The following is a 13,398-nucleotide window of genomic DNA, read 5'->3' on the forward strand; positions in this document are numbered from 1 at the left end:
GGCCCGGCCCGTTCGTGGTGTGGTCGGTCGTGTGCGGGTGCGGCGCCGTTGGAGTGGTCCTGGAGGGGCTGGATTCGGCCGGCCCGGTGGGGCTGGAGTGGGTCAGCGCTTGTTGGTGAACTCTTCGTATGCGTCGCAGACCTCTTCTGAGGGGCCGTCCATGCGGAGGACGCCTGATTCGAGCCAGATCGCGCGGTCGCAGGTTTCGCGGACCGTGCCGATGCCGTGGCTGACGAGGAAGACGGTGCCTGCCCGTTCGCGGAGTTCCTCGATGCGGGCCTTGCTGCGGCGCTGGAAGGCGGCGTCGCCGGTGGCCAGGGCTTCGTCGATCATCAGGACGTCGTGGTCCTTGGCGGCGGCGATGGAGAAGCGCAGCCGGGCGCCCATGCCCGAGGAGTAGGTGCGCATGGGCATGGAGATGAAGTCGCCCTTCTCGTTGATGCCGGAGAAGTCGACGATCTCCTCGTAGCGCTCGCGGATCTGCCGCTTGGACATCCCCATGGCGAGGCCGCCGAGGACCACGTTGCGTTCGCCGGTCAGGTCGTTCATCAGGGCCGCGTTCACGCCGAGCAGGGACGGCTGGCCGTGCGAGAAGATCCGGCCGCGCGCGACCGGCTGGAGGCCCGCGATGGCGGACAGCAGGGTGGACTTGCCGGAGCCGTTGGTGCCGATCAGGCCGATGGCCTCGCCCTTGTAGGCGGTGAAGCTGACGCCCTTGACGGCGTGCACCTCGCGGATGCCGGTGGCGGGCTTGCGGGAGAAGATCCGGCTGAGGGCCGCGGTCGCGCCGCCCTTGCGGCCGCCCGATCCCTGCACCTTGTAGATCACGTGGACGTCGTCGGCGATGACGGTCGGGGTCCGGGTCTCGGTTGCGGTGTCAGCCACGGCCGTACTCCTCCTCTGCCTTCCAGAAGAAAACGAACCCGCCGACGCCGGCGAACAGGGCCCAGCCCAGGGCGACCGGCCAGACGTGGGGCGGGAGCTGGTGCGCCGTGTACGAGTCGATGAGCGCGAAGCGCATCAGGTCGATGTAGACGGCGGCGGGGTTGAGCTTGAGGGCCATCGAGACCCACTGCGGCAGGTTGTCCGTCTTGAGCATCTGGTCGATCGACCACATGACGCCCGAGGCGTACATCCAGGTCCGCAGGACGAACGGCATCAGCTGGCTGACGTCGGGGCTCTTCGCTCCGACCCGCGCCATGACCATGGCGCAGCCGGCGCAGAAGACGGCCATGAGGAGCAGGGCGGGGAGGGCGAGCAGCCAGCTCGGGGCGGGGGTCTGGCCGAAGACGAGCAGCAGGATGACCAGCGCGCCCATGGTGATCAGCAGTTGCTGGAAGAGCTGGACGACGGTGGACAGCGGCAGCGAGGCGCGCGGGAAGTGCAGGGCGCGGACCAGGCCGAGGTTGGACTGGACGGCGCGGGTGGAGGCGTTGATGCAGCTTCCGATGAAGTCCCAGACGAAGACGCCCGTGATCAGGAACACGATGTAGTCCGGCACGCTGTGCTGGGCGTGCATCACGATGCCGAAGATGAAGTAGTAGACGGCCGCGTTGAGCAGCGGCGTCATCAGGTGCCAGACCTGGCCGAGGCTGGCCTGGCTGTACTGGGCGTGCATCCGGGCGGTGGCGTACGCGGTCACGAAGTGGCGCCGGCCCCAGAGCTGAGCGATGTAGCGGGGGAGGGTGGGGCGGGCTCCGCTGAGGGTCAGATCGTGGGCCGCCGCCAGCTCGGCGATCGGGTCCGGGGTCTTGCCTGCGGCCCTGACCTGGGGATTCGCCGGGGCGGGGGCCGGGGGTGGTGCGGTGGTCGCAGTCACGTGGGTCGCTTTCGACGGGGGCGGGGCGTCGGCGCTTTCGATGGGACGGGTCCGTATCGTCGCTACGGCGAGGTTAGGTCGTTCAACGTCGGAACGCAACCGTATCGTCGTCGCGGGATATGCTCTGCTCATGACTTCTGAGCCTGCCGCCGCCGCCCCTGCCCCCACCGCCCGAAGAGCTCCCGCGGGGGCCGCCGTTCTCCGCGAGGACGTGACCGAGGCGATCCGGGCGGCCGTCGTGGAGGAGCTGGCCACCGTCGGCTTCGCGCGGATGTCGATCGAGGGCATCGCGCGGCGCGCGGGCGTGGGGAAGACGGCCGTGTACCGCCGGTGGAAGTCGAAGCTGCACCTGGTGCTGGACCTGGTGGGAGCCTTCGCGACGGAGGGCCTGCCGGTGCCGTCGACGGGGTCGCTCTACGGGGACGTACGGGCGCTGCTGGAGGTGATGACGCACGTGCTGCGGCATCCGGTGGCCTCGGCGGTGATTCCCGACCTGCTGGTCGAGGCCGCGCGGAATCCGGAGATCGCGGATGCGGTGCGGGGGGCTTTGCTGGAGGGGCAGCGGCGGATGGCGGAGGGGATCATCTCGGAGGCGGTGTCCCGGGGGGAGCTGCCGGTGGGGGTGGATGCGGGGAGGGCGCTCGATCTGGTGATCGGGCCGTTGTACTGGCGGCAGGTGGTCGTGCGGGACGCTGTCCCGGGGGGATATCTGGACGACCTCGCGCGGTCGGTGGTCGCCGGGCTGACGGCCACGCCCTAGGGGCTGCCGCTGCGCGGGGCGGAGTCCCCTACCCGCCCTTCGACCGTTCCCCGGGGCTGCGCCCCGGACCCCCTGGGGCTCCGCCCCAGGCCCCGGTCCTCAAACGCCGGACGGCTGGAAAGACCTACGGCCAGCGGGACGTCGTCAGGTGGGCCAGGGTGGGTTCCGGGGTGGCGGAGGGGGCTGCTGGGGTGGGGCGGCGGTCTTCCAGGGGGGTGATGGGGGCGGTCGGCTGGCTCAGGAAGACGCGGCGGACCACGCGCTCCGCCGCCTGGCCGTCGTCGTGCGTGCAGAACCGGGTCCGGAAGGACGCGCGGAGCTGAGCGGAGCGGGAGCCCTGCCAGTGGCCCGTCGAGAAGATGTCCACCAGCTCGTCCTCGGTGCGGGCGATCGCCCCCGGGGGGAAGGCCCGCAGGTCGAAGTACGTGCCGCGGGAGGCCTCGTACGCCTCCCAGTCGTCCGCGTGGATGACGATCGGGCGGTCCAGGGACGCGTAGTCGAACATCAGGGACGAGTAGTCCGTCACCAACGCGTCCGAGGCCAGGCAGAGTTCCTCGACGGAGGGGTGGGAGGAGACGTCGAGCAGGCGGGGGTGCGGCTCGGGGGAAGGTGAGCCCGCGTAGGTGAGGTGGGTGCGGGTCAGGATCGTGTAGCGCGGGCCCAGGTCGCGCAGGATCCGGTCGAAGTCCGGGTGGGCGGGGCGGCTGCGGCGGTAGTCGCGGTGGGTCGGCGCGTACAGGATCGCCGTGGAGCCCGGCGGGATGCCGAGGCGTTCGCGCAGTTCCAGGACGTCGGCCTGGGTGGCCCGGTGGAACACGTCGTTGCGGGGGTAGCCGTATTCGAGCGTCGTGTACGAGGAGGGGACCGCCTTCTCCCAGACGAGCGTGGAGTGGCGGTTCGAGGAGAGCAGGTAGTCCCACTGGTCCGCGCCGCGCAGCAGGCCCGCGAAGTCCGGTGTGGGGGTGGCCGCCGGGCGGTCCTGGAGGTCGAGGCCGACCCGCTTGAGCGGGGTGCCGTGCTGCGTCTGGACGAGGATCTGTCCGGGACGCTTGACCAGGCCGCGGTCGAAGTTGACGTTCGTGACGAGGTAGGTGGCGCGGGCCAGGGCCGCCCAGTACGCCGCCGAGCCCGGGCGCAGGGGGGTCGTGTCGCGGGGCAGGGTCGAGGCGTGCGCCGGGTCGCAGATCCAGGCCGTCCTCATGCGCGGGGCGAGTTCGCGCAGCTTGGCCTCGATCGCCGCGGGGTTGCAGGCGTAACCGCCGTGCCAGTACGCGGAGAAGACCGCCAGCTCCGGCCGGAGCGGGAGCAGGCGCTGCGCGCGGTAGTGCAGGCGCAGGGCTGTTTCGCGCAGGCCCCGGCCGAGGGTGACCCCGGTGCGGCCCGCCGCGAGCGAGCCCGAGCGGAGCAGGGACAGGACGCGGTACGCGCGTCGCGTGCCCAGCCGCATCAGGAGGTGGCGGGTGCGGTCCGTGCGGCTCAGGGACAGCGGCCGGGGGCCCGGCACCCGGTAGCGGCGCAGCAGGGCCGAGGCCCGGGCGAAGAACTCGGCCCGGGCGGCGCGCGGGAGCCGGCGCGGGTCCGCGTACAGGGCGCAGAAGTGCTCGGCCATCCGCCGGTGCACGGCGGGCCGCCAGCGCTCCAGCTCGGGGCGGGTGGCGAGGTAGCCGAAGACCCGGTCGTACTGGTCGAAGACGTCCAGGTGGCGGCGGGTGGACGTGGTCAGGATCGAGCCCGTGCGGCGCTGGCGGTAGTGCACGCAGACCCGGTCCAGGACCGCCACGGACTCCGCCGCCAGGAGCGCCGGATAGGTCCAGGGGGTGTCCTCGTAGAAGCCGGGCGGGAAGGAGAGGCCCTCGCGCTCCACGTATTCGCGGCGGTAGGTCTTGTTCCACACGACCATCAGCATGCCGAGGAGGGCGGGGCGGTCGGCGAGGCGGAAACTGGCCGGGCCCTCCTCGGAGAGGCGGTGGGACTGGCTGTTGCGGACCAGCTCGCCGGTCCAGTAGGTCCGCGCGTAGTCGTAGACGAGGACGTCCGGGGAGCCGGTGGCCTTCAGCCGGTCGGTGATGGCCTGCAGGGCGTCCGGGGCCAGGGTGTCGTCGCCGTCGAGGAAGACCAGGTAGTCGCCGGTGGCCCGGGACAGGCCCGCGTTGCGGGCCGGCCCCAGGCCGAGGTTGTGCGCCAGGTGCACGGCGGTGACCCGGGGGTCGCGGGCCGCGTAGTCGTCGATGATCGAACCGCAGGCGTCCGGGGAGGCGTCGTCGACCACGATCAGTTCGAGATCCGGGTACGACTGGGTCAGGACCGAGTCCAGACTCTCCTGGAGGTACGCCTGGACCTTGTACGCGGGCACGATGACGCTGAACCGGGGCACGGCACATCCAGGGGTCGGCGCGGGCATATGGCCCAGGAACCCCCGGCGTGGTGATCGGGTTACGCAGGGTGCGGCATTCGGGTTACGGAGCGTCAACCGGGCACGTCAATGCCGTGATCCACACCGCCCTACTTGATCGCTCCCGCCATCACCCCCGAGACGAACTGCCGCTGGAAGGCGAAGAAGACCACGAGCGGCACCACCATCGACAGGAAGGCGCCGGGCGCCAGTACGTCGATGTTGTTCCCGAACTGCCGCACCTGCTGCTGGAGGGCGACCGTGACGGGCGGGTGCGCCGAGTCGGCGAAGACCAGGGCGACCAGCATGTCGTTCCACACCCACAGGAACTGGAAGATGCCGAGCGAGGCGATCGCCGGACCGCCCAGCGGCAGCACCACCCGTGTGAACAGCCGCAGTTCGCCCGCCCCGTCGAGGCGGGCCGCCTCCAGCAGCTCGCGCGGGATCTCCGCGAAGAAGTTGCGCAGCAGGAACACGGCGAACGGCAGCCCGAAGGCGGTGTGGAAGAGGACCACGCCCGCCGTGGTCTCGAACAGGCCGATGGAGCCGAAGAGTTCGGAGACCGGGATCAGAGCCACCTGGACCGGTACGACGAGCAGCGCGACCACGATCAGGAACAGCCAGTCGCGACCCGGGAACTCCAGCCAGGCGAAGGCGTATCCGGCGAACGACCCCAGCACCAGGACGAGCAGGGTCGCCGGGACGGCGATGGCCGCCGTGTCGATCAGCGAGCCCGTGACGGTCTCGTTGGCCAGCAGCCGCTCGTAGTTGCCGGCCGTGAGGCGGGAGGGCGCCGTCAGCGCCTGCCACCAGCCGCCGTCGTTCAGCGCGGTGGGGGAGAGGAAGGAGGAGACCAGCAGCCCGAGCGTGGGCAGCAGCCAGAACAGGCCCGCGAGGACCAGGAAGACGCGCAGCGCCCCGCCGGCCGCCCGGGCGGCGAGGGACCGCGCGGTGGGCAGTGTGCTCATCGGCGGGCCTCCCGGCGCATCCGGCGGATGTTGTAGGCCATGACGGGAGCCACCAGCACCAGCAGCAGCACCGCGATGGCGCTGCCCAGGCCCGGGTCGGCGTCCGTGCCGAAGGAGGTCCGGTACAGCTGGAGCGCCAGGACGTTGGCGTCGTCCTGCACCGCGCCCGGCGCGATCACGAAGACCAGGTCGAAGACCTTCATGACGTTGATGACGAGGGTGACCAGCACGACGGCCAGGACGGGCGCCAGCAGCGGCACCGTGATCCGGCGCAGCACCTGCCACTCGCTCGCCCCGTCCACCCGCGCCGCCTCCAGCAGCTCGCGCGGTACGGCCGCCAGCCCGGCCCCGATCAGCACCATCGCGAACCCGGCCCACATCCACACGTAGGCCCCGATCACCGCCGGGGTCACCAGCGTCGGGCCGAGCCACTCGACGCCCCCGTACGCCTCCCGGAAGTTCGAGGCGGGCAGCCGCAGCAGTGCGCCGTCGGCCGCGGCGGACAGGGTGAAGGTGCCGTCGGCCCGGGTCCTCGCCGAGTCGACCACCCGACCGTCCTTGACCGCCTCGACGCGCAGCCCCGACAGGGCGGACTCGGTGGCGTCGACCGTGTTCGTCGTACCGCCGCCGCCCCGGGTGAAGTCCTGCCAGGCGGTGCCGGTGACCTTCCCGGGGCCGGGGGCTGCCGCCTTCGCCGTGGCGGTGCCCTTGGGCAGGGCCTCGGGGGCGATCCCGACCAGCGGGAGGAGGGCCGCCGCGCCCGCCCGTACCGGATCGCGGGTCACGTACGCACCCCCCTCGGCCGGGACCAGGGGGGAGTCCCGGCCGGGACGGGCCTTGGGGAAGGCGGAGGACTCGGCGAAGGTGTCGTGGACGCCGACCCAGACGGCGTTGGCCACGCCCCGGTCGGGGTCGGCGTCGTAGACGAGCCGGAAGATGATGCCCGCGGCGAGCATCGAGATGGCCATCGGCATGAAGACGATCAGCTTGAAGGCCGTTCCCCAGCGCACCCGTTCGGTCAGCACGGCGAAGAGCAGACCGAGCGCGGTGGCGGTGACCGGCGCCAGCACCACCCAGACCGCCGTGTTCCCCAGCGCGGTGCGGATCGTGTCGTCGCGCAGGATCTCGCCGTAGTTCCCGGCGCCCACGAACTCCTCGCCGGAGCGGTCGAAGAAGCTGCGGTAGAGCGAGTAGCCGATGGGGTGCACGACGAGCGCGCCGAGCAGGACGAGGGAGGGGAGGAGGAACGCCGCGGCGGTCAGCCGGCGGCGCCGGGTCTCCTTGCCCTTCGGGGAGCGGGGGCGGGAGCGGGGGCGGGGGCCGGTCGCGGGGCGCGTGGCCGGGGTGGTGGCGGGGGAGGCCCCGGGGGATCCGGTGGGGGAGGCCACCGGGATCAGTTCCCGTAGGCCTTGGCCGCGTCCGCCTCCAGCCTCGCCTGCGTCCCCGCGACGTCGGCCGGGTTCGCCAGGAAGTCCTGGAGCGCCTTCCACTCGCCCGCGCCCGGGGTTCCGCCGAAGGCCGCCGGGGCCTGGTCCGACATGTCGAAGCGGAAGTTGTCGCCCGCCGCGATCAGGGCCTCGGCGATGCCGCGCTGGATGTCGTTCGGGTACGCGTCCGGTTCGAGCGCCTTGTTCGGGGAGAGGAAGCCGCCCTCACGGGCATGGATCCGCGCCGAGTCCACCGAGGCCAGGAACGTCAGCAGCGCCTGCGCGCCCTTCGAGTCCTTCAGCGCGACCGCCACGTCCCCGCCCGAGACCACCGGCGCCTTGGCACCGACCGCCGGGAACGGGAAGACCAGCGCGTCCGTGCCCACCTTCGCGTCGGTCTGGGCGATGTTGACCGCCACGAAGTCGCCCTCGAAGACCATCGCGGCGGCCGGCCGGTCGCCGCCGGTGAAGGTCTGCGTCACCGACTTCGGGAACTCGGTCGCCAGCGCCCCGCTCTGGCCGCCCGCCAGGAAGTCCTTGCGGCCGAACAGTTCGGCGAGCGAGGTCAGCGCCTGCTTGACGCTGTCGTCCGTCCACTTGATCTGGTGCTTCGCCAACTGGTCGTACTTCTCCGGGCCCGCCTGCGAGAGGTAGACGTTCTCGAACCAGTCGGTCAGGGTCCAGCCGTCGGCCCCGGCCACCGAAACCGCCGGGGTACCGGACGCGGACAGGGTGTCGGCCGCCGTGAGGAGTTCCTTCCAGGTCGCCGGGGGCCGTACGCCCGCCGCCTCGAAGGCCTTCGCGTTGTACCAGATCAGAGACTTGTTGGCGGCCTTGTAGTAGACCCCGTACTGGGTGCCCTCGACCGCGCCGAGCGTCTTCCAGCCGGGCGAGTAGTTCTGGTCGAGCTGGGCCTGCGCGGCCGCTCCCACCGGCTGCGCCCACTTGTTCTTGACCGCCGCGACCAGCGCCCCGACCTGCGGGAGCAGCGCCACGTCCGGCGGGGCGCCGCCCGCGATCTTCGAGCCGAGGAAGGTGACGATCGGGTCCTGCGCCGGGACGAAGGTCACCGTGGCGCCCGTCCGCCGCTCGAACTCCTTCAGGACCTTGACGAAGTTCGCCTGCTCCGCGCCCGTCCAGACGGCGGCGACCTCCAGCTTCTCCCCGTCGAGACGGGGCAGCGCGACGACCGGCCCGCCCTCGGTGGTGGGGCCGTCCGTGCCCTTCGCGGGCTCCTTGCCGTCGCTGCCGCAGGCGCTGAGCGCGAGCGCGCCGACCACGACCAGAGCGGCCCAAGTGCGCCGTCGGGCGTGAGATGTCCGGGGTGTTTGCGGTGTCTGCGGTGTCTGCGATGTATGGGATGTCGTGCGGCTCGTTCCGTGCTTGCGCATGGCGGTGCCCCCGATGCCTCGCTGGCGATGGTGTGTCCCGTGCCACAAGGTCTACGCCGCCCCGCGCACCCCCGCAATACCGCCTCGCGGTGTACGGGGGTGCGTGCAAGACCCCTGGGGGGCTTGGCCGGCGGGCCGGTTCAGGGGGCCGGCGGGAACAGCACCGGCACCGCCGAGACCAGGTGCGAGGCCCGGTCCAGGGCGCTGGCCAGCAGCGCCAGGTCGGTCGGGCCGTTGCCCAGCTCGCGGACCGGGCGGCGGGCCGGCGGATCGCCCATCCGCTCCCACTCCACCGGCACCACCGTCGGCCGCAGCGTCGCCGTCCGGGGGATCCGGCCGGTGACCCGGCCGCCCTGGAAGGGGACCGTGCGCCCGTCGGCGTACCGGAGCACGCCCCGGCCGGGGCCCGGCTGGTCGGGGGCGTCGAGCTCCACGCGCAGGGTCGTCAGCCGGGCCAGCTCGGTGTCGGCCGTTCGGTCCGGGCGGGCACTGGTGGCGATCAGGTGCACCCCGAGGCGGGCTCCCTCGCGGGCCACCGCCTCCAGCGCGCGGACCACCGAACCGGCGGCGGGCCGGCCGGTGCTGCCCAGGCCCGGCGCGACCAGTGCGTCGAAGTCGTCCACGAGCACGACCAGGCGCGGCAGCGGGCTGGGCCCGGCCGCAGGATCGGTACGGGTGGCCGAGGAACGCAGCCGCAGGGTGCCGGAACGCTGGGGTTCTAGGTCGCCGCGCAGCTCGCCGGGGGTGGGCTGGCGGGGCGAGACCATCCGGTCGGAGACCTCGCGCACGGCGTGCCACTCGGAGAACGGCACCCCGTCCAGCAGCTCGGCCCGCCGCTTCAGCTCCGCACCCAGCGCCTGCGCGAACTCCCGCATGCGCAGCGGGTCCGAGGCGATCAGGTGCGCGGAGACGTGCGGCAGCTCCGTACAGGGCAGCAGGCCGTCGCCGCGCTCGCCGCCGGCCCCGTCGAGCAGGACCAGGCCGAGCCGGTCGGGCCGGGCGGCGGCCGACAGGGAGGCCGCCAAGGTACGCAGCAGTTCCGTACGGCCGCTGCCGGCGGGCCCCTCGATCAGTACGTGCGGCCCGTCGGTGACCAGTTCGGCGCCCACCGGCCCGCGCCGGCCGGTGCCGAGGACTATCTCCGCGAGCCCGCCGACGCGCTGCCCCTGATCCGTGGCGGCGGCCCAACGGGCCATCAGGGAGGCCGGGGTGGCCCGGGCCAGCCCCAACTCGTCCAGCAGCCGGGAGGTCTGGGGCAGATTGGCGGCGGCCGGACGGTAACCGCCCTCCACGACCGGGGAGTCGGCCTTCAGGGGGGCCAGGGCACGGGCGAACCGCTCCGCCCAGGCCGCCGATACGGCGTCCGCCGTGGCCGTCGCCCCGGTGGCGGCCGGTCTGCCGCCCGAGACCGCGAAGGTCCGTACGGTCGTGGCCACATCACCGCTCAGCAGGGCCGCGGTCCCGCAGTCGCGGAAGGCGGGGGCGGCCGCGCAGGCGGCCTCGTAGGTCTCGGTGACGGGCGAGGCGGGCGTCGCGGCCGGCGCCTCGGCCAGGGCCAGCACGTGGATCCCGGCGGCCGGCCCGTGCGAGGCCAGCCGGCTGGTGATGTCCCGCAGCGCCCCGGGACCGGGGTCCCCGTCGAGGACCAGGAGGGTGAAGGGGCCGCGGTAGCCGTACGAGGCCTCGCGCACCGCGTCCGGGCCCGCGGTGGCCCAATGGGTGCCGAGGGGGCCGTCGTCGAGCCGCCGGGTCAGCTCCCCGGCGCGGGCGGCCGCCTGATCGCGGTCGTACGCGAGCAGCAGCCGGCAGTCCTGCCCGTGCGCGGGGCGTACGTGGGGCAGCCAGCCGAGCCAGCCCCAGTCGCGGCGGCGTTCGGCGAGCGGTCGGGCCCGGTCGGTGGAGATCAGCACGATCTCCAGACGCTGGCCCGGGGCGTGCAGGGCCGCGAGCCGGGCGATGACGGAGCGGGCCACACCGGTCAGCCGGGCCCGGGGGCCGGCGATCCCGAGCGCGCCGGTCTCGCGGAGCGCGACCTCGCTGCCCGCGCCGAGCGTGACGTCGAGCCCGGCGGGACCGGCCCACAGCCGCGGGGCCGGCCCCAGGGCGGTGAGCAGCAGGGTCGCGGGATCGTCGGAGCCCGGCCGTACGGCGACGACGGCCGCGGTCTCGGTGACCACCTCCACCTCGGCGGCCTCCGCCCCGCGCACCCACTTGCGCGCCCAGGCCCCGATCCCGCGACGCGCCCCACGCCGGGGCTCCGGCCCGCCCTCGGCCGCGCGGACCGGCTCGGACTCCTCCCAGCCGCCCGCCCCGTGATGCTCGACCCCGGTCTGCCGGGCCGCCCCTGCCCCGGCGTGCCCGGACGGCCCGGCGGCCGCGCCCGCGTGCCTTGCTCCGGCGTACGGGCCGGTGGCTCCGGCCGGGTGCGGCTGCCCGGGGGCGCCGGCGCCGTGCGCGGCTCCGCCGTACTGTCCGGGGGCTGCGGCGTCTGGTGCTGCCCCGGCGTGCCGACCGGGGGCACCGGCGTCGTGTGCGGCTCCGCCGCCTGATGCTGCGCCGGCGTGCCCGTCGCGGTGCGCTGCTCCGGCGTGCCGGCCGGGGGCTCCGCCGTCCTGTGCTGCTCCGGCGTGCCCGCCGGGGTAGCCGTCGCGGTGCGCTGCCCCGGTGTGGCGGCCCGGGAGGTCGGCGCCGTGTGCGGTTCCGCCGTCTTGTGCTGCTCCGGCGTGCCGGCCGGGGGCTGCGGCTTGCGTGTACTGGCCCGGGGCTGCGCCCGGGTGCGCCGGTGCGGCGTACTGTCCGGCGGCTCCGCCCTCGTGTGGTGCTCCGCCGTACTGTCCGGCGGCGGGTCGGTCGGGGAGCGAGTGGTGTCCGGCACCCGCGGTGCCGGACCCGGACGCGGGCCTGGCGATCCGGCCTGCGCGCAGGGAGCCGGCGTCGCCGTCCCGGTCGGTCTCCCCGTAGGGCCAGGGGTCCGCGGAAGCGGGGCCGGACGGGCCGCTGCGGCCGCCTCCGGTGTGATGCTCGGTGCTCCGGGCGGCGGGGACCGTTCCGGCGCTGCCGTCCCAGTGCGCCGCGGGCGCGCCGGGGGCGCCGTACCCGGGCCTGACGGGGTCGGGGGCGGAGCCCCCGTTTCGGGAAGGGGCGGGGTGGGGGATCTGCCCCTGTGCCCCCCGGCTCCCGGCGTCGGGGTACGCCCCGGCGCCCCGGGCTCCGCCGGAGGTACCGCCCTCGGGGTACGACCCGCCCGAGGTGCCCGACGCAGCCGCGGGCCAAGCGCCGCCGGAGGCGCCGCCTCCGGTGTGCGACCCCGCCGGGCTGCTGGGCGTAACCCCGGTCCAGGCTCCGCCGGTGGCGCCGCCGTCGGGGTGTGACCCCGCCGGGCTGCCGGGCGTAGCGCCGGTCCAGGCTCCGCCGGTGGCGCCGCCGTCGGGGTGTGACCCCGCCGGGCTGCCGGGCGTAGCGCCGGTCCAGGCTCCGCCGGTGGCGCCGCCGTCGGGGTGTGACCCCGCCGGGCTGCCGGGCGTAGCGCCGGCCCCCGCACCGTCAGGGTCGCCGCCCTCGGGATCGGATCCCGCGAGGGGGACGGAGAGGTGGCCCTCCAGGTCAGGGGTGAGGGGGAGGGGAGCGGGGCCCGGGCCCACGGCCAGGCGGAGGGTGGATTCGCCGACCCGCAGCAGCGCCCCCGGCGCGAGCGCCACCCGCTCGGCGCCGACCACCGCGCCGTCGAGCGTCGTACCGTTCGTCGACCCGAGGTCGGCCACCGCCACCCGCCCGTCGGGCAGCACCGTCACGGTGCAGTGCAGGCGCGATACGTCCGGATCGTCCAGCGGGACGTCCGCGTCGGCCGAGCGCCCGATCCGGATCGCCCCCGGGTGCAGCAGGTGGACCCCGCCGGCGTCCGGCCCGGCCACGACGTGCAGCTGCGGCCCGTCGCCGAGGGCGGTCGCGGCCGCGGTCCCGTCCGTGCGGACGTCGGGGCCGGGCACGTTCAGGGACAGCACCGCCCCGTCCACGAGCGGCGGCTCGCCGAGCGCGCACCGCGCCGGGTCCAGCCGCTCCGTACCGGCGTACAGCACGACCGTGCCCCCGGTGTCGGGTCCGCCGACGGTCGCCGCGAGTCCGGAGGCCACCGCGGACAGCGCGGTGCCGGCGGGCGCGGTGACGAGCACGTCACAGCTCGCCGGCGCGCCTCCTGGGCCGGTCCCCCCGCCGGAGGCGGTCGCGGTGGCGGTCTGGTGGCCGCTGCGCGACCCCGACCCAAGGACGGTCAGCCGGATCTGCATCGCCGTCAGCGGTCCCTTCTGCGCGGTGCGCGGTGTGTGCGCCCGGCAGGGACCCGCGGGAGGGATCACCCGTGCCGTTCGCACGTGGTGCCCGTCCGTCCGCCCCCACCCGGCACGGACGCGTCGTCCGGTCAGGTCTGCCCGGAAGGCGGGGCTCCCGTCCCGGCCGTTCCGTACGGGTGCATCCTCGCACCTGTCGTCCTCAACACGCCCGCCACCCACCGGCAAGTGATCTTGATCGGTCGCGGACCGGCACCGGACCTGCAGGCGGACCGATCGGATACGGACACGAAGGACGGGAAAATCGCCCCCGGCATACGCCACAAACATCACCCTTCGTGCATATGTGCGGCAACCA

Annotated in this window: 8 protein-coding genes; 1 reads left to right on the forward strand and 7 read right to left on the reverse strand. The window is 74.2% G+C overall.

The genetic code is table 11. The annotated features are described in order from the left end of the window. Nucleotides 1-102: 102 nt before the first annotated feature. Nucleotides 103-885, reverse strand: coding sequence for an ABC transporter ATP-binding protein (locus tag OHA37_RS23875; protein WP_266908326.1), 783 nt, complete (start codon nt 883-885; stop codon nt 103-105). Next, nucleotides 878-1,819: an ABC transporter permease gene (locus tag OHA37_RS23880; RefSeq protein WP_266908328.1), complete on the reverse strand. Its 942-nt coding sequence runs from the start codon at nt 1,817-1,819 to the stop codon at nt 878-880. The genes OHA37_RS23875 and OHA37_RS23880 overlap by 8 nt, the downstream gene beginning before the upstream one ends. A gap of 130 nt (nt 1,820-1,949) precedes the next feature. Here OHA37_RS23880 and OHA37_RS23885 point away from each other — a divergent pair, with 130 nt between their 5' ends. Next, entirely contained in the window at nt 1,950-2,579 is a 630-nt protein-coding gene (locus tag OHA37_RS23885) for a TetR/AcrR family transcriptional regulator (RefSeq protein WP_266908330.1), read from the forward strand. A gap of 124 nt (nt 2,580-2,703) precedes the next feature. Here OHA37_RS23885 and OHA37_RS23890 read toward each other — a convergent pair whose 3' ends face one another. The 5 genes from OHA37_RS23890 to OHA37_RS23910 form a co-directional block, all read right to left on the reverse strand. Continuing rightward, complete coding sequence (locus OHA37_RS23890) at nt 2,704-4,953, reverse strand: bifunctional glycosyltransferase/CDP-glycerol:glycerophosphate glycerophosphotransferase (protein WP_266908332.1); 2,250 nt, start codon at nt 4,951-4,953, stop codon at nt 2,704-2,706. A gap of 128 nt (nt 4,954-5,081) precedes the next feature. After that, entirely contained in the window at nt 5,082-5,939 is an 858-nt protein-coding gene (locus tag OHA37_RS23895; protein WP_266908334.1) for a carbohydrate ABC transporter permease, read from the reverse strand. Next, nucleotides 5,936-7,327 (reverse strand): carbohydrate ABC transporter permease, encoded by a 1,392-nt coding sequence (locus OHA37_RS23900; RefSeq protein WP_443046206.1) that lies wholly within the window; start codon nt 7,325-7,327, stop codon nt 5,936-5,938. The genes OHA37_RS23895 and OHA37_RS23900 overlap by 4 nt, the downstream gene beginning before the upstream one ends. Before the next feature lie 5 nt (nt 7,328-7,332). Beyond that, the gene (locus tag OHA37_RS23905; RefSeq protein WP_266908336.1) at nt 7,333-8,757 is read right to left on the reverse strand and encodes an ABC transporter substrate-binding protein; all 1,425 of its coding nucleotides are present in this window, start codon (nt 8,755-8,757) and stop codon (nt 7,333-7,335) included. A 140-nt stretch (nt 8,758-8,897) separates the two neighbouring features. Next, nucleotides 8,898-13,040 carry an FHA domain-containing protein gene (locus tag OHA37_RS23910; RefSeq protein WP_266908338.1) on the reverse strand — a complete coding sequence of 1,381 codons (4,143 nt, stop codon included), beginning with the start codon at nt 13,038-13,040 and terminating at the stop codon, nt 8,898-8,900. Between the last annotated feature and the right edge of the window lie 358 nt (nt 13,041-13,398).

The sequence above is a fragment of the Streptomyces sp. NBC_00335 genome (assembly GCF_036127095.1).
Taxonomy (GTDB): domain Bacteria; phylum Actinomycetota; class Actinomycetes; order Streptomycetales; family Streptomycetaceae; genus Streptomyces.